Source organism: Emcibacter sp. (assembly GCF_963675455.1).
Lineage (GTDB): Bacteria > Pseudomonadota > Alphaproteobacteria > Sphingomonadales > Emcibacteraceae > Emcibacter.
In genome coordinates this window covers 2,081,758-2,103,735 of sequence record NZ_OY776217.1, presented here as the reverse complement: position 1 = coordinate 2,103,735, position 21,978 = coordinate 2,081,758, and the positions used below count along the sequence as shown (strand labels likewise).

Annotated in this window: 22 protein-coding genes and 1 tRNA gene; 14 read left to right on the top strand and 9 right to left on the bottom strand. The window is 53.3% G+C overall.

Annotation, left to right across the window (positions count from 1 at the left end):
• Positions 1-18: 18 nt before the first annotated feature.
• The 4 genes from ACORNT_RS09735 to ACORNT_RS09720 all read right to left on the bottom strand — a co-directional run bounded on the left by ACORNT_RS09735 (position 19) and on the right by ACORNT_RS09720 (position 3,124).
• Positions 19-1,182, bottom strand: a complete 1,164-nt coding sequence (locus ACORNT_RS09735; RefSeq protein WP_321389786.1) for a P1 family peptidase — start codon at positions 1,180-1,182, stop codon at positions 19-21.
• Positions 1,183-1,328: 146 nt separating this feature from the next.
• On the bottom strand, positions 1,329-2,054 hold the full coding sequence (locus tag ACORNT_RS09730) for a lipoate--protein ligase family protein (protein WP_321389783.1): 726 nt from the start codon (positions 2,052-2,054) through the stop codon (positions 1,329-1,331).
• A 105-nt stretch (positions 2,055-2,159) separates the two neighbouring features.
• Positions 2,160-2,246: transfer RNA gene (locus ACORNT_RS09725), tRNA-Leu, on the bottom strand.
• 98 nt (positions 2,247-2,344) lie between these two features.
• Entirely contained in the window at positions 2,345-3,124 is a 780-nt protein-coding gene (locus tag ACORNT_RS09720) for a competence/damage-inducible protein A (protein ID WP_321389780.1), read from the bottom strand.
• A 59-nt stretch (positions 3,125-3,183) separates the two neighbouring features.
• On the opposite strand from ACORNT_RS09720, the gene sfsA reads away from it, so the two are divergent.
• The 7 genes from sfsA to purB all read left to right on the top strand — a co-directional run bounded on the left by sfsA (position 3,184) and on the right by purB (position 10,505).
• Positions 3,184-3,900: a DNA/RNA nuclease SfsA gene (gene sfsA, locus ACORNT_RS09715; RefSeq protein ID WP_321389778.1), complete on the top strand. Its 717-nt coding sequence runs from the start codon at positions 3,184-3,186 to the stop codon at positions 3,898-3,900.
• Position 3,901: 1 nt separating this feature from the next.
• On the top strand, positions 3,902-4,723 hold the full coding sequence (gene map, locus ACORNT_RS09710; protein ID WP_321389774.1) for a type I methionyl aminopeptidase: 822 nt from the start codon (positions 3,902-3,904) through the stop codon (positions 4,721-4,723).
• 21 nt (positions 4,724-4,744) lie between these two features.
• Positions 4,745-5,431 carry a RadC family protein gene (gene radC / locus ACORNT_RS09705; RefSeq protein ID WP_321389771.1) on the top strand — a complete coding sequence of 229 codons (687 nt, stop codon included), beginning with the start codon at positions 4,745-4,747 and terminating at the stop codon, positions 5,429-5,431.
• Between the two features lie 71 nt (positions 5,432-5,502).
• On the top strand, positions 5,503-7,149 hold the full coding sequence (locus tag ACORNT_RS09700) for an acyl-CoA dehydrogenase family protein (protein ID WP_321389769.1): 1,647 nt from the start codon (positions 5,503-5,505) through the stop codon (positions 7,147-7,149).
• Between the two features lie 33 nt (positions 7,150-7,182).
• Entirely contained in the window at positions 7,183-7,998 is an 816-nt protein-coding gene (locus ACORNT_RS09695) for a transporter substrate-binding domain-containing protein (protein ID WP_321389766.1), read from the top strand.
• A gap of 198 nt (positions 7,999-8,196) precedes the next feature.
• Positions 8,197-9,093 (top strand): tetratricopeptide repeat protein, encoded by an 897-nt coding sequence (locus ACORNT_RS09690; protein WP_321389764.1) that lies wholly within the window; start codon positions 8,197-8,199, stop codon positions 9,091-9,093.
• 116 nt (positions 9,094-9,209) lie between these two features.
• On the top strand, positions 9,210-10,505 hold the full coding sequence (gene purB / locus ACORNT_RS09685; protein ID WP_321389762.1) for an adenylosuccinate lyase: 1,296 nt from the start codon (positions 9,210-9,212) through the stop codon (positions 10,503-10,505).
• A gap of 3 nt (positions 10,506-10,508) precedes the next feature.
• Here purB and ACORNT_RS09680 read toward each other — a convergent pair whose 3' ends face one another.
• Together ACORNT_RS09680 and ACORNT_RS09675 are read right to left on the bottom strand one after the other, a co-directional pair.
• On the bottom strand, positions 10,509-11,897 hold the full coding sequence (locus tag ACORNT_RS09680; protein WP_321389760.1) for a deoxyribodipyrimidine photo-lyase: 1,389 nt from the start codon (positions 11,895-11,897) through the stop codon (positions 10,509-10,511).
• 111 nt (positions 11,898-12,008) lie between these two features.
• The gene (locus tag ACORNT_RS09675) at positions 12,009-12,326 is read right to left on the bottom strand and encodes a DUF1476 domain-containing protein (RefSeq protein ID WP_321389757.1); all 318 of its coding nucleotides are present in this window, start codon (positions 12,324-12,326) and stop codon (positions 12,009-12,011) included.
• A gap of 213 nt (positions 12,327-12,539) precedes the next feature.
• Here ACORNT_RS09675 and purC point away from each other — a divergent pair, with 213 nt between their 5' ends.
• The 7 genes from purC (at position 12,540) to grxD (ending at position 18,339) form a co-directional block, all read left to right on the top strand.
• Complete coding sequence (purC, locus tag ACORNT_RS09670) at positions 12,540-13,274, top strand: phosphoribosylaminoimidazolesuccinocarboxamide synthase (RefSeq protein WP_321389755.1); 735 nt, start codon at positions 12,540-12,542, stop codon at positions 13,272-13,274.
• A gap of 28 nt (positions 13,275-13,302) precedes the next feature.
• Positions 13,303-13,542 carry a phosphoribosylformylglycinamidine synthase subunit PurS gene (purS, locus tag ACORNT_RS09665; RefSeq protein ID WP_321389751.1) on the top strand — a complete coding sequence of 80 codons (240 nt, stop codon included), beginning with the start codon at positions 13,303-13,305 and terminating at the stop codon, positions 13,540-13,542.
• A 50-nt stretch (positions 13,543-13,592) separates the two neighbouring features.
• Entirely contained in the window at positions 13,593-14,255 is a 663-nt protein-coding gene (purQ, locus tag ACORNT_RS09660) for a phosphoribosylformylglycinamidine synthase subunit PurQ (protein WP_321389748.1), read from the top strand.
• A 22-nt stretch (positions 14,256-14,277) separates the two neighbouring features.
• Complete coding sequence (purL, locus tag ACORNT_RS09655) at positions 14,278-16,485, top strand: phosphoribosylformylglycinamidine synthase subunit PurL (RefSeq protein ID WP_321389745.1); 2,208 nt, start codon at positions 14,278-14,280, stop codon at positions 16,483-16,485.
• 154 nt (positions 16,486-16,639) lie between these two features.
• On the top strand, positions 16,640-17,614 hold the full coding sequence (locus ACORNT_RS09650) for a sulfotransferase (protein ID WP_321389742.1): 975 nt from the start codon (positions 16,640-16,642) through the stop codon (positions 17,612-17,614).
• A 135-nt stretch (positions 17,615-17,749) separates the two neighbouring features.
• Complete coding sequence (locus tag ACORNT_RS09645) at positions 17,750-17,980, top strand: BolA family transcriptional regulator (protein ID WP_321389740.1); 231 nt, start codon at positions 17,750-17,752, stop codon at positions 17,978-17,980.
• Between the two features lie 26 nt (positions 17,981-18,006).
• Entirely contained in the window at positions 18,007-18,339 is a 333-nt protein-coding gene (grxD, locus tag ACORNT_RS09640; protein WP_321389737.1) for a Grx4 family monothiol glutaredoxin, read from the top strand.
• 54 nt (positions 18,340-18,393) lie between these two features.
• On the opposite strand, the gene ACORNT_RS09635 is transcribed toward grxD, so the two are convergent.
• The 3 genes from ACORNT_RS09635 to ACORNT_RS09625 form a co-directional block, all read right to left on the bottom strand.
• Entirely contained in the window at positions 18,394-20,454 is a 2,061-nt protein-coding gene (locus ACORNT_RS09635; RefSeq protein WP_321389735.1) for an ATP-binding protein, read from the bottom strand.
• 92 nt (positions 20,455-20,546) lie between these two features.
• Positions 20,547-21,449, bottom strand: a complete 903-nt coding sequence (locus tag ACORNT_RS09630; protein WP_321389732.1) for a serine protease — start codon at positions 21,447-21,449, stop codon at positions 20,547-20,549.
• Positions 21,450-21,459: 10 nt separating this feature from the next.
• Entirely contained in the window at positions 21,460-21,873 is a 414-nt protein-coding gene (locus ACORNT_RS09625; protein WP_321389729.1) for a DUF350 domain-containing protein, read from the bottom strand.
• Between the last annotated feature and the right edge of the window lie 105 nt (positions 21,874-21,978).

Genomic DNA, 21,978 nt, shown 5'->3' with positions numbered 1-21,978 from the left:
GCCGGCCGGACTTCCACTCTAGTTTGCAAGCCTGTTATAGGTTTTGAGAACTTCCCTCAGTTTTTCATGAGAAATAGCTTTCACCTCATAACCATTTTGTCCCTTCATATCCTTCGCCGCAATCATGGCATTGATAATGGCCTCTTCCGTCGCCTGCACAGTGGCGAGGAAAAGCGGATCCAGCGAATCATTGGTCATCATGGTCAGGGGAACTGCAGGGCCGTTCTGCACCGCCTTGTCATTTGCTGTTGAAAAGGCGATAAAAATATCCCCCGAACCGTTGCCTGCATAACTGCCGTTGCGGGCAAGGCCCATCGAAGCCCTTTTGGCGAGCCGCTTCATCTGATGCGGCAATAGCGGCGCATCGGTTGCCACCACAATGATGATGGAGCCCGAATCCGGGGCCATTGTCTCTCCCCCGGCATAAAGGAGATGATCTCTCATATGCCTGCCGACCGGCACCCCGGCAATCTGCAGGGTATCCCGGACGCCGTAGTTGGCCTGAACCAGGACGCCAACCGTAAAGGGACCGTCCGTGGTTTTCACCACCCGTGAAGACGTGCCGATCCCGCATTTGAATTCATGGCAGATCATGCCGGTGCCGCCGCCCACATTGCCTTCGGCCACCGCTCCGCCTGTTGCATGGTCAAGCGCCGCCCGGGCGTGCTCAGGCTTAACGTGGAAACCGTTAATATCGTTGAGATCCCCGTCCCAGGTTTCCGCCACTACCGGCAGGGACCACCAGTAACCGCTGGCATCGGCGCCGCCAGCCGCGACCCGCCAGGCGATCGTCGCGTCACGGACAACCCCGACACTATGGGTATTGGTCAGCATAACGGGCCCTTCAAGCATACCAGATTCCTCAATCCAGGCCGTTCCGGTCATTTCCCCGTTGCCGTTCAGGGCAAAGGACGCTGCAAAAACCGGCAAATTACTTGTCACCTTGCCACGGGGCAGAATTGCGGTCACGCCGGTTCTGACAGCTCTGCCGTCTTCCTCGTCCCGGATAATGGTTTCATGCCCCACGGTGACCCCCGCAACATCCGTAATGGCATTCAACGCCCCGGGCGTTCCCTCAAACGGGATACCAATATCACGCGCCCGCTCGGGCTGTTCTTCGGCAAGAACGGTTTGTCCCGCCATGGCAATAAACACAACCAACTGCAATAAATATCTCATCATTTCATCCTGTTTCCTAATGCGCCGTTTCTGGCAGGAGAACAACAATTGACAGAAATCAAAAAAAGAAGCAATAGCAGGTTATTACACAACTTCCTCATACTGACGGCGCAGGCTGGATTTTGCAGGACCGGGACATTCAACCCTGATCAACGACAAGCGTCAAAGGTGCCATGGACATAATTTTCCGTAAACCTGTCGATGAGCCCGACACAGGTCAGCTTATCAGAGCACAGCCTGTCAATACCTGTGGAAACGCCCTCGGCTACTCTTGTCTCCGATTGTAATGCTTCATAATAAAGGTTGATCGTCCGCTCCATTTCAGGTGCATCAATATCAACCAGAAGGCTCATATGCGCCAGCACGGTCCTGTGGTCAACTTTGGTACCGGCGGACTTTATGCGCTGTGCCGTCCCGGCAATTTTCCGGCCGTCCACGACAAGATTATAATCCCCGTCACAATAGGCGCCGGGAACGGAAGAAAAATACGCCCGCCCGGCAAGCTCCGGCACAAGAAGGTCAAACAGGATTCTCAGTTTTTCATACCCCGTTTCCATCGAGACTTTTTCTGTTTTTGGAATCGGAAAAATCACGGAGGCATTCAACACCCGGGAGCTGTGCAGCACTGCCGTGCCGCCGGACGTCCTGACAGCAACCCCTATGCCGTGTTTTTTCATGATTTCACAGGCCTGCGGAAATTCCGGTACCCGGCTGTCACGCCCGGGAACGACAATAGTTGTATGATTTGTCCAAAGCCTGATCACTGGCAGGCTGGAAGTTTCATGCACCTCGATATGAAGACGATTGTCTTCGTCTACGGTTTCCTGAGCAGATAACGCGGCCGGGCTTGTCGCTAAAATGAACTCTTTAAACATGGAAATGCTCTAAAATGATCGGCTACTCACAAGCCTCAGTCAGAAAATATCATCTCACCTCAGTATAACCGGTTTTTTTTCCTGTTGGACACAGGCAATTAGAAATGGTGCGCCTGGCCGGACTTGAACCGGCAAGACCATACGGTCGACAGATTTTAAGTCTGTTGTGTTTACCAATTTCACCACAGGCGCATCCCTGACTGAAAGTAGACGAAACCGGATATGGCATATTCTGGTAAGGAAATAAACAGGCTTTTAAATTTTTCGGGCCTGCGTCCTGCCTGCCCTGCCTAATCCACAGGCTTTGACTTGAAGGCGGGTTCGCCGTCAAAACACTCGTAGCCGTCGTTGGTGATTTTTTTCTTCAGCATCCCGATTGCTTCGTCCAGCGCCACCTCGTCGGCGGATCTGAGGACGAATGTGGCGCCGTAAGCCCGCTCATGGTAAAAGGGATAGCTGCCGATGGAGACCTCGTCAAAGACATCATTGACCTGGCCCAGGATATCGGCAAAGACACTTTCCCCCCGGAACACATGGATGGTTTTATTGATCATCCTGTCACCACCGGTAATCTTTTTCCCAACATCCATCAACATAGACTGCATCACAACCGGAATACCGGCCAAGACAAAGATATTCTCGACATGAATGCCGGGCGCCCGGCTGATCGGATTGTCGATCAGTTCCGCCCCTTCCGGCATCATCGCCATCCTGAGGCGCGCCTCGGTCAGCCCTTCGGGTCCGTAATGATCTTTGAGCACCTCGTAGGCTTCCGGGTTCTGAACGAAAGGCCGGTCCAGGGCCCGGGCGATATTCTCTGACGTAATATCATCATGGGTCGGGCCGATGCCGCCAGTGGTAAACAGATAGTCAAAAGCGGCCCGCAACTCGTTCACAGTCCGCACGATGACATCGCTTTCATCGGGGATGACACGCACTTCCCTGAGCTGAATGCCGTGATCGCCGAGCCAGTTGGCCAGATGATTGAGATTGGCGTCCTTCGTCCGCCCGGACAAAATTTCATCGCCGATAATAATCATCGCGGCGGTGACTGTTTTCCTGTTATTCATACCCGATAAGCCATATGTCAGATTGCCATTATTTGTTTTTCCGACTATACCCTGTGCTCATGAAATTTACAGAAAAACTTACACGCGGAACCCTGATCAAAAGATACAAGCGCTTTCTGGCCGATGTGGAGCTGGAAAACGGCGAGATCGTTACCGCCCATTGTGCCAACTCCGGTTCCATGATGGGCCTCAAGGATCCCGGCAGCGAAGTGTGGCTGTCCCCGGCCACCAACCCCAAGGCAAAGCTTTCCTGGAAATGGGAACTGGTCAGGGTGGAGGACGCCCTGGTCGGCATCAACACCTCACATCCCAACAAAATTGTCGAGGAAGCCATCCTCGAGGGCGCTATTTCTGAACTTCGGGGCTATGACAATCTGCGCCGGGAAATGAAATACGGCCAGAACAGCCGCATCGATATATTCCTGTCGGATCATGCAAGCCAGCCGGACTGTTATGTCGAGGTGAAGAATGTAACCCTTAAACGGGAACAGGATGTTGCCGAGTTCCCCGATGCGGTCACCGCCCGGGGGACAAAACACCTGAACGAGCTGACCGATATGGTAAAAGAAGGCTTTCGGGCAATGATGGTCTATCTTGTACAACGAGAAGATTGTAATATATTCAAAATAGCTGAAGATATTGACCCGGCCTACGCAGACGCGCTAAGTACCGCATTGGCCAGCGGGGTTGAGGCAGTTTGTTACAGCTGCGCCCTCGACCAGAATGAAATCAGAGTAGACCGGCCTGTGGAAATAGCCGGAACGAAACGGGTATAGAATGAAATATGTAAAAGCTTCAGAGGCCCCTTTGGAAGCCACAAACGCCATCAAGATCCATGACGCGGCCGATTTCGCAGGCATGCGCAAGGCCGGGCAGTTTGCCGCCTCCGTCCTGGATATGATTACGCCCTATATTCAACCAGGTGTGACCACCGAGGAACTGGACCGGATCTGTCATGAATATATCGTTGATCATGGGCATGTCCCGGCGCCGCTCAACTATCGCGGTTTTCCGAAATCCATCTGTACCTCTGTAAATCATGTGGTCTGTCACGGCATACCGGGGCCTAAAAAGCTGAAAGACGGCGATATTATCAATATTGACGTGACCCCGATTGTCGATGGCTGGTACGGCGATACAAGCCGCATGTTTTTTGCCGGCACTCCGCCAGTCAAGGCCAAACGACTGGTCGACATTACCTATGAATGCCTGATGCGTGGTATTGCCCAGGTCAAACCGGGCAACACCATAGGCGACATCGGCCATGCCATCCAGGAATATGCCGAAAGCGAACGCTGTGGCGTGGTCGAGGTGTTCTGCGGACACGGCCTGGGACGCATTTTCCATGATGCGCCAAATATCCTGCATTACGGCCAACCGGGCGAAGGGCCTGAACTGAAGGAAGGCATGTTTTTCACCATCGAACCCATGATCAATCTGGGCACACCGGAAGTTAAGGTGTTGAGCGACGGATGGACGGCGGTGACACGGGACAAGTCCCTGTCCGCCCAGTTTGAGCACAGTATGGGAGTAACCGCCGACGGCGTGGAGATTTTCACCAGGTCGCCAAAAGGATGGACCAAACCACCATACGACTAATCGAACAATGACCGGGGAGCGATGTCAGACCAGGAAAATGCCCATTATGTTGGCCACCGCCAGCGCCTGAAAGACAAACTCAGAAAATCCGGTCCCGGTTCTCTGGCCGATTATGAACTGCTTGAACTCCTGCTCTGCCTCGCTGTTCCGCGCAGAGACATGAAACCACTGGCAAAACAGCTGATCTCCACCTTTGGCGATTATGCCGGTGTGCTTTCCGCCCCCGAAAAACGATTGCTGGAAATCAGTGGAGTCGGCAATACGGTGATCTCCGCCATCCGCCTGGCCGAAGCCAGCGCGGTTCGCCTCGCCCAAACGAAAGTATTGGAACAACCGGTGCTGACCAACTGGCAGGCCCTTCTGGATTATTGTCAGGCGGCTATGGCGCATGAAAGCCATGAACAGTTCCGCATCCTGTTTCTTGATAAAAAGAACCGCCTGATCAAGGATGAAATCCAGCAGAAAGGCACCATCGATCACACACCGGTCTATCCGCGGGAGATCATCAAGCGGGCCCTGGAGCTCAACAGCACCGCCCTGATCATCGTCCATAATCACCCCAGCGGCGACCCCACGCCCAGCCGGGACGATATCGAGATGACACGAAAGATCGAGGAAATCGGCAGTCAGCTTGGCATCAGGCTGCATGACCACCTGATCATCTCCAAAACCGGACACCAGAGTTTCCGGTCCCTGGGCCTGCTCTAAAACGATCGTTTTAATGATTTGGCGTTTCTGGTCTCGACTGCTAGAATATGAAAAATACAGGAGGCCGAGACATGTCCTATTTCAATCCCCATTGCGAACTCAGCACCCATGAGGTAACCAACCAGCCTCCTGCCCTGGAAAATTACAACATGTTTACCTCTGACCCGGTCCTGCAGGAAGCCGTCAAACGGGAAAGCACGGGCAGTTCCTTTGAAAACCTGGTCTATACCGGCGCCCAGCTGGGGACCGAGGAACATCTCGAACATGGCCGGCTGGCCAATGAAAATCCACCCAAACTCAAACTGTTTGACCGGTTTGGCCAACGCATCGACGAGGTGGAGTTTCATCCCTCCTATCACGAGATGATGTCAATTGGTAAAGGCTCGGGTCTTTCCTCCGTCGCCTGGGAAGAGGACACACAGGATGGACACCTGCATCATGCGGCGCTGGAATATATGCTGCACCAGGTCGAGGCCGGCGTCTGTTGTCCGCTGACAATGACCTATGCCGGCATTCCTATTATCGAGCAGGCGCCCGAGCTCAGGGATGAATGGCTGCCGAAACTCATCTCCCGCAGCTATGACAGCCGCATGATCCCGGCCCATCTGAAAGACGGTTGCACCATGGGTATGGCCATGACCGAAAAACAGGGCGGCTCCGACGTGCGCGCCAACAGCACAAAAGCGGTCAAATCGGGGGATGGTTACCTGCTGACAGGCCATAAATGGTTCTGCTCCGCCCCCATGAGCGACTCCTTCCTGACCCTGGCCTATACGGATGCGGGCCTGAGCTGCTTCTTTATGCCCCGTTTCCGGCCCGACGACAGCCGCAATAACTTCTTCATCCAGCGTCTCAAAAACAAGCTGGGCAATCATGCCAATGCCTCCAGCGAGATCGAATATCAGGACACCTGGGCGGTCCTGGTCGGTGAAGAAGGCCGCGGGGTCGCCACCATCATGGATATGGTCCACCATACCCGGCTGGATACCGCCATCGCCCCTGTCTCCCTGATGCGGCAGGCCCTGGCCCAGGCGGTCCACCATGCCCGCCACCGCTCAGCCTTCCAGAAAAAACTGATCGACCAGCCGTTGATGTTGTCTGTTCTGGCTGACCTCGCCCTTGACCTTGAAGCCGGAGTCCTGACTTTCCTGCATCTGGCCCATAAATTCGACGAGGCGAGCCATAATAACGAGGCCCGGACCTATGCCCGCCTCGCCGTGGCCGTCGCCAAATTCTGGCACAACAAACGCTGTCCCAACTTTGTCTATGAATGTATGGAATGCCTTGGCGGGGCCGGCTATGTGGAGGAAGGCATCATGCCGCGCCTGTACCGGGAAGCGCCGCTCAACAGCATCTGGGAAGGGTCCGGCAATGTGATCTGCCTGGACATCCTGCGCACCCTGGCAAAAGAACCGGAAGCTCTTGATCTATTTTTCCATCAGCTATCCCCTGCCCTCGGGCAGAATGGTGATCTGGACCTGACCCTGGAAAAACTCCGGGATCTCATTATGGATGCTGCAAGCCTGGAAAGAAACGCCCGCATCATCGTGGAAAAAATGGCGCTCAGCCTGCAGGCCTCCCTGATGCTGCAATATGCGCCGGCTGATGTCAGCGCCCAGTTCTGTTCCACACGGCTTGGCGACGGGCGCAATTTTGTCTATGGGGCATCGCAAATAACCGATGCCGCTGGCATACTGGACCGACTTTTTCCGCAATGACCTGCCTATATGAGAATCTGCCACTGACCGGAAATGACATCTTTCCGCGATCTTCGGATCATGGCTGTTTCAAATTACCCCATTTATGATACATTAGAGCCTTTAAATACTGCCTCAACATTAATGTTCAGACAGGTTTTTATGCTGAAATGCTGCACCCTTCTCTTGTGCCTGACGCTCCTGAACAGCGTTCACACCGAGGTATCGGCAGGGGAAAAACTGCAACCTGACAGGCTTCGCATCAGCTGCACCGAAGGGCTGACCAAAAGCCCTACTGTCGTGAGAACTTTGTCCAAAATCTATAACCGGATCAACATTGATATTGAAATCCAGGGTTTCCCGCCCAAAAGGTCTATTATGCTCGCCAACGAGGGAATTGTGGATGCCGAGTGTTCGCGGATCTACAATATCACGGACAACTACCCGAATTTGATACGGGTCCCGACGCCAATTTATATTGTCCGGGTTGGGCTCTATTCGCTGAAAACCGACAAGAGCTTCCAGAACTGGCCTGACCTTGCCGGGTATAAAATCGGCTTGCTCGGGGGTACATTTTTCGCTGCCGGTGCCAAAAGCACTTTTAATCTGATTCCAGCCAATAATCCCACGCATTTATTTGACCTGTTAATTGCGGAAAGAATAGATTTTGCTCTCCTGACAGACGTCATCGGCCCGGATCTTCTCGCAAAAATCCCAGAATACAGGGATATAAAGTTACTGAACCCGCACTTTATGGAGTTTTATGTCTATCACTATGTACATAAAAAACATCAGGATCTAGTTATACCCATTGACCGGTCAATCCGGGCACTACAAAAAAGCGGTGAAATAAGCCTGCACGAGGAATAAGCCCTATTTTCTCAAAAAAACCGGAACTCTCCGGATTACCCTGAATATTGAAGCAAACCCCCATTCAGTTCTTCCGATTTTATCATCGAGCTCCCCCCCCAACATGTGGAATCCGGCAACTTCAGATACGGACTTGGACTTTCTGTTTCCAAGTATGGTATCCTCCAGTTCTATTTAATCATGAGCAGGGGGTCTCTGATGCGACGCGCGTTTTTCTATTTAGTCTTTATCTTTTTATCCTTTTTACATGCACATTCCCTGAGCGCGCAAAATGCCGAAACCGCGCTTCAGAAAGGTATGCAAGCGTTCAATACCCGGGACTATGTTACTGCCGTAAAATATCTATATCCCGAAGCACAGAAGGGACACACTGTAGCCCAAGAGCTCCTCAGCCAGTTTTACGCCTTTGGCAACGGCGTGCCTCAGGACTGGGAAGAATCCGCCTTCTGGGCCACAATCAAGAAAAATTCTGGCTCAAAGGACTTTGATCTTTCCGCCTATATGGCTGAAACCAAAGAAAAATATAAACAACAGGCAAGCGATGGCGATCCCGCGGCCATGTTCCGGTTGGGTCAGATATATTTCGAGGGAAGAGGTGTTGCAGCCGATCCGATCGCTGCATTAAACTGGTTCCAAAAGGCGGCAGACGCCGGCCATGGTTTTGCGCAGTTTCAACTGGGAAAAATATATTTTGAAGGACGCGGTGTCCCCAAAGACCTCGAAAAAGCCTATCACTTTATGGAAGCAGCTGCGCAGAATGGCGTTACCCTGGCGAAACATACTCAGGCGGATTTTCTTCTTTCCGGCGTTATCGGAAAGCAGAACCCACATCAAGCCATGATATTATACCTCGATGCTGCAGATGATGGATATGCCCTGTCCCAATGTGTCTGGGCAATGTTGAACGCCAAAGAGGCGGATACCCGGGAAAAAAGGATTGAAGTAATGAAGTGGATGTATCTTTCAGCCCGGCTGGTGGACAAGCCCCTGGCTGAAAAAATGGTCAACGTGGTGACAAATACCGTTGTCAATAATAGTGATAAAAGTGAAATTTCAGAGGCGCAGCAGCGCGCGCGGGCTTTTGTCCGGAGATAAAAATCCTGCATTAACTTCCGGAATATTGAATTAGCACTATAAAATCTTGAGCCTTGTGCCAATCTCTGCTACAGCCTGCCCTTTAACAATCCCGACAGTATGAGACAGGAAAAGACATGATCCCTCGCTATTCCCGTGAAGTTATGACCTCCATCTGGGAGCCGCAGAGCCGGTTCCAGATCTGGTTTGAAATTGAAGCCCATGCCTGCGACGCGCTCGCCGAGCTTGGCGTCATCCCCAAGGAAGCGGCAAAAACCATCTGGGAAAAGGGCAACTTCGATATCGACCGGATTGACGAGATCGAGCGGGAAGTCAAGCATGACGTGATCGCCTTCCTGACATCACTGGCTGAATATGTCGGCCCGGAAGCCCGTTTCGTTCATCAGGGCATGACCTCTTCCGATGTTCTCGATACCTGCCTGAACGTACAGCTGGTGAAAGCCAGCGATATCCTGCTCAACGATCTGGACGAACTTCTGACGGTTCTGAAACGCCGGGCCATGGAGCATAAATTTGACGTCTGTATCGGCCGCAGCCACGGCATTCATGCGGAACCCGTCACCTTCGGACTTAAAATGGCCGAAGCCTATGCCGAATTCAGCCGCAACCGGGAACGGCTTGTCAACGCCCGCAAGGAAATTGCCACCTGCGCCATTTCCGGCGCCGTCGGCACCTTCGCCAATATCGACCCGCGGGTGGAAGAGCATGTGGCCAAGGCCATGGGCCTGGAGCCGGAGCCGGTTTCCACCCAGGTGATTCCACGCGACCGCCACGCCATGTTCTTTGCCACCCTCGGTGTGATCGCCAGTTCCATTGAACGGCTTTCCGTGGAAATCCGGCATTTGCAGCGCACCGAAGTTCTGGAAGCCGAGGAATTCTTCTCCAAGGGCCAGAAAGGCTCCTCCGCCATGCCGCACAAACGTAATCCGATCCTGACAGAAAATCTGACTGGCCTGGCCCGGATGATCCGCAGCTACAGCATTCCCGCCATGGAAAATGTGGCGCTCTGGCACGAACGGGATATCTCCCATTCCTCTGTCGAACGGATGATCGGTCCGGACGCCACCGTGACCCTGGATTTTGCCCTCGCCCGCCTGACCATGGTTATGGACAAGTTGGTGGTCTATCCGGAAAACATGCAGAAAAATATGGACAAGCTTGGTGGCCTTCATAACAGCCAGCGTGTTCTGCTTGCCCTCACCCAGGCTGGTGTCAGCCGCGAAGATTCATATCGCCTGGTTCAGCGCAACGCCATGAAGGTCTGGGAACAGGGTGCCGATTTCGCCACCGAGCTGAAAAATGATCCGGAAGTTTCCGCCAAACTCTCTGAGGCAGAGATCGACTCCAAGTTTGACGAGAGCTACCACACCAAACATGTGGACACGATCTTCAAACGGGTTTTCGGCGAATAAGCTTTATTTGATGCTTTTATAGGCCGCGAGCGCCCGTTCGCGACTGACAGACAAATCAACGACAGGATCGGGATAATTCCCGGTCCTTTCTTTTGCCACTTTCCAGGGTGTATGGATTTCATCTCCGTCCAGATCCCTGAGTTCCGGCACCCATTTGCGGATATATTTTCCCTGGGGGTCGAATTTCTGCCCCTGGGTCACCGGATTGAAGATGCGAAAATAGGGGGCGGCATCAGCGCCGCAGCCCGCCACCCACTGCCAGCTCGCACTGTTACTGGCCAGATCCGCATCGACAAGTGTATCCCGGAACCACTCAGCCCCCTTTTGCCAGGGGATCAGCAGGTTCTTGGTCAGGAAGGATGCCACAACCATGCGCACGCGGTTATGCATGAAGCCTGTCTGCCACAGTTCCCGCATGCCCGCATCGACAAAGGGATACCCGGTTCGGCCCTGCTGCCAGCGGGTAAGAAGCGCTTCATCCTCCTGCCAGGGAAATACTGAGAACTGAGACCGGAACGGTTTTTCGGGGATTTCCGGAAAATGATAGAGCAGATGACTGCTGAATTCCCGCCAGCCGAGTTCGCTTCTGAATTTGGCGACAGATGTCTCAACCCCGGCCACATCCTCGAAATGACCCAGCCGGTTCCAGATGTCCCGCACACTGATTTCGCCGAAATGCAGGTGGGGGGAAAGTCCCGAAATGGCTCCAACCGCAGGGAAGTCCCTTTTATCTGCATAGAGTTGCAGCCGCTGCTCAAGAAATCGGTCGAACCTGTCCAGAGCTCCTTTCTCCCCCGGCGTCCAGCGCCAGGCCAGCCCGCCGGACCAGTCAGGTTTTGCTGGCAAAAGAGCCCAATCCCTGAGGTCATCGGAGGCTGTTTCTCTATCCTGACTGCCCAGATCCCGCACAGGCAGGGTTTGTTTCGCCGTGATCTGGCCGCCGGCCTGCCGCCAGTATGGTGTAAAGACTTTGTAAGGACCGCCCTGTCCCGTCTGCACCTCCCAGGGCTCATTGAGCAGGCTGCTGTTGAAGGTTTTGACCTCGAGCCCTTCCGCCTGAAGGGTCGTCTTGACTTCCCTGTCCCGTTGAATGGTTCGGGGTTCATACAGGCGATTCCAGTAAAGGGCGTCGGCACCGCTGTCCCGGATTAATTCCTGCAGTATGGACAAGGCATCGCCCCGGCGCAGGATCAGCGGGCAGTCAAATGACTGGAACTGGCCCTGCAGCGCCCGCAGACTGTGATGCAGCCACCAGCAGCTTGCCCCCCCCATATCCTCCTGCTCATCCAGTATATAGAGCGGAATCACAGGTCCTCGCCTGGCAGCATGATAAAGCGCCGGATTATCGATAAGCCGGAGATCCCGGCGCAACCATACAACTGTTGTCATCATTCCTGTTCCTGCCCCATCTTACGACATTCGCCGGCAACCGGATGAAAAATAAAAAACCACCCTTCACGACGGAAGAGTGGTTTAAATGATTTAGCCTGAGACGGATGTCTCTCAGTTTTTCAGCTGCTCGCGGGCCTCGGCCAGTTTATCGTCCATTTCACGGCGCAGCTGGTGTTCGGATACATCCACGCCCTTGGTGTCCAGGTCACCCTTGACCTTGCGATAAACATCTTCATGACCGGCTTCTTCGAAATCTGCCTCAACCACTTCCCTGGCATAGGACGCTGCTGCGTCGCCTTCCAGGCCCATCAGGCCAGCAGCCCACAATCCAAGAAGCTTATTGCGCCGGGCAACGATCTTGAATTCTTTTTCCTCGTCTTTTGCATATTTCTTTTCGAACGTCTGTTCCCGGTCTTCGAACTGGGTCATTTTCCAAAACTCCTGTTTGCGTCGTCCAATTGACAGTAATCTTTGTGGTCATATGTACGCCATAAAGGCGAAGGTTTCCATATTTTTTATATAGGAATTTCAAGTTGGGATTTTAAGCCCCTTTTCTCGTTTTGGCTCATTGAATTTGACAATTTTATGATATATGGTCGCCTCGCTTGATTCTTAATGTTTTTAACTTTTAAGGTTCCCCATATGACCAAGGGCGTGAAACTTTATGAGGGTAAGGCCAAAACTCTGTATGAGGGGCCTGAACCCGGTACTATTATTCAGTATTTCAAGGATGATGCCACAGCCTTCAATAATCTCAAGAAGGGCACCATCGCCGGCAAGGGTATCATAAATAACCGGATCACTGACCTGGTCATGACGCGGCTTGCCGGGATTGGCATCCCGACCCACTACATCAAACGGCTTTCCGATCGGGAACAGCTGGTCAAAAAAGTGGAAATCGTTCCTCTCGAGGTGATCGTCCGCAACATTGCCGCCGGTTCCATGTCGAAAAAGTTCGGCGTAGAGGAAGGCACGCGCCTCGCCCGCCCGATCGTCGAGTTTTCCCTCAAGAACGACGATCTTGGCGATCCGCTGATGGCTGAGGAGCATATCCTGGTCCTGGGTCTGGCCAGTGATGAGGAACTGGACGAAATTTTCAGCATGACCCTGCAGATTAATGATTTCCTCAGAGGCATGTTTGCCGCCATCGGCATTGAACTGGTGGATTTCAAACTGGAATACGGCCGCCTCGTGGAAGAAGATACCGTCCAGCTTGTTCTGGCCGATGAATTCAGCCCGGACAATTGCCGCCTCTGGGATTTTGAAACCGGCGAGAAACTGGACAAGGACCGTTTCCGCCGTGATCTCGGCGGTGAAGTGGAAGCTTATCAGGAAGTTGCCCGCAGACTGGGCATTTCATTGGAAACTGCAGAATAACGATTAGACATTCAGAAAGGGATACACCGTGAAAGCACGTGTACATGTAACCTTGAAAAACGGCGTTCTTGATCCCCAGGGCAAAGCCATTCAACACGCCCTTGCCGCCCTCGGCTTCGACGGTGTTGACGATGTCCGTCAGGGCAAGTTCATTGAACTGGACCTGGCTGAGACCGACAAGGACAAGGCAATTGCCGCCGTGGAAGAAATGTGCAGGAAACTGCTGTCCAACACGGTGATCGAAAATTACGCCATCGATATCGACTGACTGACTGACGCCCTCGCCTGAGGGCTTTAACTTATTTGGGAATTGCGTCTATGAAAAGCGCTGTAGTTGTTTTTCCGGCTTCCAACTGCGACAGGGACATGATCGTCGCACTGGAAAAGGTAACGGGACAGAAACCACATATCGTCTGGCATCAGGATAGTGAAATCCCCGATGTGGACCTGATCGCCCTGCCCGGCGGTTTTTCCTTCGGGGATTACCTGCGCTGCGGCGCCATGGCGGCACGCTCCCCGGCGATGAAGGAAGTGATTGCCCGGGCCGACAAGGGTGTCAATATTTTCGGGGTCTGCAACGGCTTCCAGGTATTGACCGAGACCGGACTTCTTCCCGGCGCCCTGATGCGCAATGAAAGCCTGAAATTCGTCTGCAAACATGTGGACCTGAGGGTGGAAAATAGCGATACCCCTTATACCAATGCCTATAAGCAGGGCCAGATCATCAATATTCCGGTTGCTCATCACGACGGCAATTATTTTGCCGACGATGATACCCTTAAGGAACTCGAAGATCAGAACCGTGTGGTATTTCGCTATATGGACAATCCCAACGGCTCCCGCAACGACATTGCCGGCATCATCAACCGGCGCAAGAATATTCTCGGCATGATGCCTCATCCGGAACGACTGATCGAAGATGCCCAGGGCGGCACCGACGGACGCGGATTTTTCGAAAGCATGCTGAACAGCCTGAATTAGGACCAGTGTTAGGAATTGGGATATGACGTGGAACAATAACGTGGAAATCACTGAAGAGCTGATCAGGGAACACGGCCTGAGTGACGATGAATACCAGCTTGTGCTGAAAATCCTGGGCCGCACGCCGACCCTGACCGAGCTTGGTATTTTCTCTGTGATGTGGAGTGAGCATTGCTCCTACAAATCCTCCAAGCTTCACCTGAAAACCCTGCCGACCAAGGCTCCCTGGGTGATCCAGGGCCCCGGCGAAAACGCCGGTGTGATTGACATCGGCGACGGCCAGGCTGCCATCTTCAAGATGGAAAGCCACAACCACCCGTCCTATATCGAACCCTATCAGGGTGCCGCCACCGGTGTCGGCGGTATCCTGCGGGACGTCTTTACCATGGGTGCGCGTCCCATTGCCAATATGAACGCCCTGCGTTTCGGCTCCCCCGATCATCCGAAAACCCGCCATCTCTTGAGCGGTGTGGTCGAAGGCATCGGCGGCTATGGCAACTGTGTCGGTGTGCCCACCGTCGGCGGCGAAACCAATTTCCATCCATCCTATGACGGCAACATCCTGGTCAATGCCATGACCGTCGGCCTTGCAGACGCCAACAACATCTTCCTTTCTGCGGCCGCAGGTGTCGGCAATCCGGTGGTTTATGTGGGCTCCAAGACCGGCCGTGACGGCATTCACGGCGCCACCATGGCCTCTGCCGAATTCACCGAGGACAGTGAGGAAAAACGCCCCACCGTTCAGGTTGGCGACCCCTTCACTGAAAAACTGCTGATCGAAGCCTGTCTTGAGCTGATGGCCACCGACGCCATTGTCGCCATTCAGGATATGGGGGCAGCCGGCCTCACCTCTTCCTCGGTGGAGATGGCTTCCGGCGGCGGTGTCGGCTTTGAACTGAACCTGGACAATGTGCCCCAGCGTGAAGAACATATGACCCCTTACGAGATGATGCTGTCCGAAAGTCAGGAACGTATGCTGATGGTTCTGAAGCCGGGCCGCGAGGGCGAAGCGGAAGCCATCTTCCGTAAATGGGATCTGGATTTTGCCGTGATCGGTAAGATAACCGATACCGGCAACCTGACCCTCATGTTCCAGGGCGAGACCGTGGCCGACATTCCGGCCGGCCCGCTGGCTGACAACAGCCCCGAATATGATCGTCCGTGGGTCAGAAAAGACCCGGCGGCGGTTTTGTCTGCAGATGACATCACAGCCCCCGATGACCTGGGTGAAGCCCTGCTGAAAATGGTCGGCTCACCGGCACTTTGCAGCCGCAGCTGGATCTGGGAACAGTATGACCATCAGGTCATGGCCGACACCATCCAGAAACCGGGCGGCGATTCCGCTGTCGTCCGCATTCACGGGACAGAGAAGGCACTGGCCATTTCCACCGACTGCACACCGCGTTACTGCTTCGCCGATCCCTATGAAGGCGGCAAACAGGCTGTGGCCGAGACATGGCGAAATATCACCGCCGTCGGCGGCACACCACTGGCCATCACGAACTGCCTCAACTTCGGTAATCCGGAACGCCCGGACATCATGGGCCAGTTTGTCGGCTGTATCGAGGGGCTGCGCGATGCCTGTACGGCGCTCGACTACCCCGTCGTGTCCGGCAACGTATCGCTGTATAATGAAACCAACGGCACCGGCATTCATCCGACCCCGGCCATCGGCGGTGTCGGCCTGCTGAAAGACAGCAATAAAATGGCAACTATCGCCCCGAGAGCCGAGGGCGAAATACTGATCCTGATCGGGGAAACAACCGGCCATCTTGGCTCATCCCTCTATCTTGATGTGATGGAAGGCCGTGAAGAAGGCGCGCCGCCGAAAGTGGATCTGGCGCTGGAGAAGAAAAACGGTGATTTTGTCCGCGGCCTGATTGAAGCCGGCACCGTCAAGAGCTGTCACGACATATCCGACGGCGGTCTGTTTGTGGCCCTCGCTGAAATGGCCATTGCCTCTGGTCTGGGCATGAAAGTGGCATCTGAATCCGGTGCGGTGCCGCTGCATGCCTATGGATTTGGCGAGGATCAGGCGCGATACATTCTGTCTGTTCCGGTCTCGGTCGCCGATAACATCCTTGCTTCAGCATCAGATGCCGGCGTTACCGCCGCCAAAGTCGGCACCGTAACCGGCCAAAACCTTGAAGTTGAAGGAATCTTTTCCATACCGGTCGCCACCCTGCGCGAAAAACACGCGGGCTGGATGCGCAGTTACATGGCAAACTGATCCTTGAGACAGAACAGACAAAACAGGCAGCAGGAAAATAATTCTGCTGCCTTTCTTTTTGCACCATATTAACAAATTGGTTGGTTTTATGTGCTAAATCCTTGTTAAATATGTAAAAGGAAAATCTGCGACAGGACAATAGCAGGGGATGAAAATGATCTTTTTAATCGGCTCACCACGTAGCGGCACCACTTGGGTGGCCAAGATTTTCGACAGCCATCCGGATGTATTGTACCGCCATGAACCGGATTCAGTTGTCGTGACCGAGGAAGTACCCTTTTTTCCCAAGTCCGAAGAAATAGAAAAGCTGATCCCCGCGACACGGGACTATTTCACCCGCCTCTGGGATGTCCGGCAGTTAAAGTCGGCAGGTTCCCTGCCCGTTTTCCCGAAAAGCTATTTCAGCGCTTTCATGAACGCCTTCCGGGCCAAGTTCCTGTTTATGCTTAAGGTAATAGGCGCCGTCGCCCACCGCCTCAGCCTGCCGTCCGACGTCAAGGTGCCGGCTGTATCCCGCCGCAAAATGGCCAAGGGAAAAATTGTCCCGGTGATGAAATCGGTCAATTCCAACTGCCGGACCGGACTTGTTGCCCGGGCCTTCCCTGAAGGCAAGGTCGTGCATATCCTGAGACATCCCTGTGGTTATGTTTCCTCCCAGCTGCGTGGCCGGAAATTGAAACTGATGGAAAATGTTGTTTTTTATGAAGAAGTCGCCGCCATGCCACTGTCAAAAGAGCGCGGCTGGACTGTCGAGAAATTAAAGGAAATGTCTCTTGAGGAACAACTGGCCTGCACCTGGGTCAGCTTCAACGAGAAAGTCATGAAAGACATCGAGGGTCTCGAAAACTGCTATGATCTTGTCTATGAAGACCTCTGCGATGACCCCATTGGGGTGACCAGGAAACTCTATGCGTTCTGCGGCCTGTCCTACAATGATCAGACCGACGCCTTCCTGCAGAGCAGCCTGAATTACAGCGGCAGCAACGAGAAATACCACCAGACCGTCCGCGACCCGAAAACGGCGGCGGAAAAGTGGAAAAAGGAACTGGATGCGGACCAGATCAGCAAGATCAGAAATATTGTTTCCGGCACCATTGCCGGTGACCGCTTTGCGGCCCGTTTTGATTAAGCCTGTGCGTTTAAAAAAAACATTTTTCCCCTTCAAATTTCCGCCACTTGCCCCCATATAGAGGCCAGTTGTCTTGACGTGAATTTGGCCAGATGCCAAACTGTATAAGTCAGACCTAATTGGAGTACAGATACGATGGCAATGGATGCTGCAGAAATAGAAAAACTGATAAAGGAAAGCCTTCCCGATGCCAAGGTCACCATCCAGGACCTGCGCGGCGACGGCGATCACTATGCGGCCCATGTGGTTTCAAGTGCCTTTAAAGGAAAAAGCAGGGTACAACAGCATCAGATGGTCTATAAGGCCCTCAAGGGCAATATGGGTGAGGCATTACACGCCCTCGCCCTGCAGACCTCAGAAGAATAAACACATAATTTCAGGGACAAGTAGAAATGAGCAATCCGGTTTTCACCCGAATTGAAGACGATATCAAAAACAGCGATGTTGTTCTTTACATGAAAGGCAGCCCGATGTTTCCCCAGTGCGGATTTTCCGCTGCGGTGATCGAGGTGCTGAATTATTACAATGTTGATTTTGAAGCCTTTGACGTGCTTCAGGACCCCGCCCTTCGCGAAGGGATCAAGGAGTTCAGCGAATGGCCGACAATCCCCCAGCTTTATGTCAAGGGTGAGTTTATCGGCGGTTGCGACATCATTCGTGAAATGGCCGCCTCCGGCGAACTGATCGAAGTATTCGAAAAGAACGATATCAAGCCGAAAAGCTGACATCATATTTCGCTGACATCATATTCCAACGGGCAGGTCCTGTAGCAGGACCTGCTAGCCTTCCGATATGCTGCTTATGAATGCTTCCAGTTTTTCCTGATGTTTCTGGACGTTCTCTTCCCGGACAGGTTCAATCTCTTCAAAATAGACTTCCAGCGGCTCCACCAGGTTTGCCATGGCTGTATAGAGTGTTTTTCCGTCAACCGGTTTACTGACATATTCGTCCATTCCATGAAGAAGATAGGTTTCCCGATCCCCGGCCATGGCGTTGGCCGTCAGGGCAATAATAGGGATTTTTCCTTTCGCCCCCTTTAGCTCCCTGATACGCCGTGTGGCTTCAAGACCATCCATTTCAGGCATGTGAATATCCATCAGGACAAGGTCGTAATCACCATCCCGAACCGCCTGAAAGGCCTCCAGGCCGTTTTGCACAAATTGCAGGGCAAGTCCTTCCGCCTTCAGCATGGACTGCACAACAACCCTGTTGATATGATTGTCCTCCGCAGCCAGCACCTTCACAGGCTTTGAACAGACAAGCCCCATCCTGCGGTCCGGCAATGTTTCTGCAGGCGCATCCCCTGCCTCATCCGCCGCATCCTGCTCCAGCCTGACAGTAAAACTGAAGGCGGCGCCCTTACCGGGGATGCTGCTGACGGAAATATTACCGTCCATCAGGGATACCAGTTCCCGGCATATGGCCAGGCCAAGGCCGGTTCCGCCGAATTTCCTGGTGGTAGAGGCATCCGCCTGGCTGAACTTTTCAAACAGATAGGATTCCTGCTCCATATCCAGACCGATACCGGTATCAATAACAGTGAATTTCAGCCTGCCGTATTGTTCATCCTCCGAAAGCAGGGAAATTCTGATCATAATATTGCCCTGCATGGTAAACTTCAGGGCATTACTGACCAGATTATGCAGAATCTGCCGCAACCGGACCGGGTCACCGCGCCAGCGCCGATCAGCCACATCCTCCATTGTTACCTTGTACTCTAGTCCCTTAGCCCTGATCCTGGCTTCCCAGATGTCGGATATCTCCTGCAAAATCTGCCCCAGATTGAAGGGCACAATTTCCAGTTCCATTTTGCCGGCTTCGACCTTGGTCAGGTCGAGAATATCATTGAGCAGTTGAAGAAGGATCTTGCCGGATTTAACCGCCGTTTTCAGATAACCCTTCTGCTTGTCACTCAGGCTGGTATCCTTGAGAAGGGAAAGCATTCCGAGCATGCCGTTCATGGGAGTCCTGATCTCATGACTCATGGCGGCCAGAAAATCGCTTTTCGCCCGGTTTGCTTTTTCCGCTTCTTCGCGGGAGCGCATGTTTTCATCGACGACCTTTTCATAGGCCGCCTGCTTGTCTTTCAACTGTTTGTAAGTCTGCTCAAGCTCTGCCACCTGTTTTTCAAGAAGTTTTTCCTGTCCCTCAGCAATATTCTTCTCTTTCAGAGCAATTTCCGCCAGCTGCTTGTTCATGATTTTCAGGTAGGAGGCGTTGCGCATGCTGGCTTCGAGATTCTTGGCCAGCATATTGGTAAACAGCGTATAGAAACCGACCATCGCCGCCATTTCAATCTGCCCGACGAACAGAAAATATCCGATCAGCGAAAACAGCGGGGGAATATTAAACAGAAGATAGGACGGAAAACAGGAGGCTGACGAAACAAGGGCCCCGGCCGTCATGCCGGAAATGGTAAAGACAATGACCAGAATGTCCTGTATCGACGACGTCAGGAATAAAAATCCTACTATTGACGCCCAGGTCGCCCCTGTCATAAATGTCCCGGCGAGATAAATCCGGTACCAGCGATCCGGATGGTGTTCCCAGTCGGCGCCATTAAACAGATGCCAGGCAAAAAACCTTGCCGCGCACACCAGAAACATAAAACCGAGCCAAAAGAAAAGTACGGTTTGTAAAACCGGCTGGTATAGCGCCCAGAAGACAAAGGAAGCAATCAGGATATTGCAGGTCGCAACGAAAGGTATCCCTTTGTAAAAAAGGGAAATCTGGTCCAGCCTTAAATCGCGATTGACCTTATCCGGATCAAGAACCACATTGTGATCCAGAGCCGGGGACAGGGCTGGCAAGGCTTCTGTTTTGCCCGAAAAAAAATACAATTCCGCTACTCCGAAGAAACACTCATACCCCCCGACATTATGCGTTCATTATTAATTTTTTACTAGCACATACAAATAATATGCCACCATAACTAATTATTCCCCACCTGGCATACAACCTTGGCCACAGACAAGCTTTTTCGAAGTTGATTACCGGCCCTGGCAAAACGATCAACCGAGAGTTCTCCGCGGATTTCAGCTATTTGTTTTGACTCCGTGTCCCTTTGTATAACCCCTTCCTTGTCCAGCAATTCAAACACGACTGAAGGCTCGGAACTGTAGCTTCTGCCACGACGCGCAGATTCCGCAACCATAACACCTGCCACCTGCGCCCGTGCATTCAGGGAGGGCCCACCGCTTAGGCCCCCCAGGGTTCCGTCAAAGAACGGGCTGCGGGCCTTGTCGGCCCAGACAAGAACCGGCTCCCTGCCGTGCCGGGTGCCCTTGGTGACCATGGTGCTTTCCCCGATCAGGCTGGAATAGACATTCCCCGGTCTGCCCTGCGGAAAGCCGAAATGAAATCCTTCCTGCCCCATGACCGGCTCTTCCCGGCTGACCTTCAATGCCCCTGCCCCAAAGCCGGTCAGAAGCAAACTGACATCCGCCCGGGAATGAGAGGCGACCACTGTTGCCTCGACACCCTGACGATCATTGACCAGCAGCAACAGCTTGCCGCAGCCGTCAATCACATGATGGGCCGTAATCCAGTAGCCGTCATCGCGGATGGAAAAGGCGGTTCCGCTGAAAACTGCATTTTTCTTTTTGGCTTCCGCTTCGATCACAATCAAGGGGCTTACCGGATCCGGACGCCGCATGCTCCCGCCTCCGGGGGATGGAATTTTCCTGTAAGCCTCCGGCGGTACGACCCGTTTTTTCGGCGCCTCGGCCATTGGCGGCACCGGCTCCAGCCTCCTGCCCGCCGGTGGCTTGGATAGTTCCCCGCCGATAACCACGAGCAACAAAAGAAGAATGGCAAATTTAGTCGACCAGTTCATCCGTATCTACTCAGACAGCAATGGCCGCTGCATTGAGAAGCGCCACCGATATCTTGCCGGCAAACAGCAGCAGCGCGGCGCCGATTTCATTATTCTCTATACGCCGGCCCAGATTGTCGATCACCAGATTGGCGACAAAAAAGGCCAGAATCTGGATCACCAGGATGACGATGCCCCAGATCAGGATATCCCAGAGGGAGGCACTGCCCGCCAGACAGACCGCCAGCGGAATGGCAAGGCCCAATATGCCGGCAGATAAAGAAACAGCCGCCGCCACATTGCCCTGACGGACAAGCTCCAGTTCCCTGTAGGGGGTGACTTTTTCATAAATATAAACCGCGGCGATCAACAGAAGGATCGCCAGGCCGAAATGGGTGATGAAATAGGGAAAGCCGATTATCAGGCTGTCCAATACTGCTTGCATGATATGTCCCCGTTTGTTGAGGAATGTATCTTAGCGTCTTCGGCGTTCCGGGCAATAAAAAAGCCGCCCGGAAAGAGCGGCTTCTTCGAAAAGATATATGAACCT

What these genes read in the sequence shown, in the direction of transcription:
- ACORNT_RS09735 (WP_321389786.1), bottom strand. Translation starts at nt 1,182, where the DNA reads ATGATGAGATATTTATTGCAGTTGGTTGTGTTTATTGCCATGGCGGGA.
- ACORNT_RS09730 (WP_321389783.1), bottom strand. Translation starts at nt 2,054, where the DNA reads ATGTTTAAAGAGTTCATTTTAGCGACAAGCCCGGCCGCGTTATCTGCT.
- ACORNT_RS09720 (WP_321389780.1), bottom strand. Translation starts at nt 3,124, where the DNA reads ATGAATAACAGGAAAACAGTCACCGCCGCGATGATTATTATCGGCGAT.
- sfsA (WP_321389778.1), top strand. Translation starts at nt 3,184, where the DNA reads ATGAAATTTACAGAAAAACTTACACGCGGAACCCTGATCAAAAGATAC.
- map (WP_321389774.1), top strand. Translation starts at nt 3,902, where the DNA reads ATGAAATATGTAAAAGCTTCAGAGGCCCCTTTGGAAGCCACAAACGCC.
- radC (WP_321389771.1), top strand. Translation starts at nt 4,745, where the DNA reads ATGTCAGACCAGGAAAATGCCCATTATGTTGGCCACCGCCAGCGCCTG.
- ACORNT_RS09700 (WP_321389769.1), top strand. Translation starts at nt 5,503, where the DNA reads ATGTCCTATTTCAATCCCCATTGCGAACTCAGCACCCATGAGGTAACC.
- ACORNT_RS09695 (WP_321389766.1), top strand. Translation starts at nt 7,183, where the DNA reads ATGACATCTTTCCGCGATCTTCGGATCATGGCTGTTTCAAATTACCCC.
- ACORNT_RS09690 (WP_321389764.1), top strand. Translation starts at nt 8,197, where the DNA reads ATGCGACGCGCGTTTTTCTATTTAGTCTTTATCTTTTTATCCTTTTTA.
- purB (WP_321389762.1), top strand. Translation starts at nt 9,210, where the DNA reads ATGATCCCTCGCTATTCCCGTGAAGTTATGACCTCCATCTGGGAGCCG.
- ACORNT_RS09680 (WP_321389760.1), bottom strand. Translation starts at nt 11,897, where the DNA reads ATGATGACAACAGTTGTATGGTTGCGCCGGGATCTCCGGCTTATCGAT.
- ACORNT_RS09675 (WP_321389757.1), bottom strand. Translation starts at nt 12,326, where the DNA reads ATGACCCAGTTCGAAGACCGGGAACAGACGTTCGAAAAGAAATATGCA.
- purC (WP_321389755.1), top strand. Translation starts at nt 12,540, where the DNA reads ATGACCAAGGGCGTGAAACTTTATGAGGGTAAGGCCAAAACTCTGTAT.
- purQ (WP_321389748.1), top strand. Translation starts at nt 13,593, where the DNA reads ATGAAAAGCGCTGTAGTTGTTTTTCCGGCTTCCAACTGCGACAGGGAC.
- purL (WP_321389745.1), top strand. Translation starts at nt 14,278, where the DNA reads ATGACGTGGAACAATAACGTGGAAATCACTGAAGAGCTGATCAGGGAA.
- ACORNT_RS09650 (WP_321389742.1), top strand. Translation starts at nt 16,640, where the DNA reads ATGATCTTTTTAATCGGCTCACCACGTAGCGGCACCACTTGGGTGGCC.
- ACORNT_RS09645 (WP_321389740.1), top strand. Translation starts at nt 17,750, where the DNA reads ATGGCAATGGATGCTGCAGAAATAGAAAAACTGATAAAGGAAAGCCTT.
- grxD (WP_321389737.1), top strand. Translation starts at nt 18,007, where the DNA reads ATGAGCAATCCGGTTTTCACCCGAATTGAAGACGATATCAAAAACAGC.
- ACORNT_RS09630 (WP_321389732.1), bottom strand. Translation starts at nt 21,449, where the DNA reads ATGAACTGGTCGACTAAATTTGCCATTCTTCTTTTGTTGCTCGTGGTT.
- ACORNT_RS09625 (WP_321389729.1), bottom strand. Translation starts at nt 21,873, where the DNA reads ATGCAAGCAGTATTGGACAGCCTGATAATCGGCTTTCCCTATTTCATC.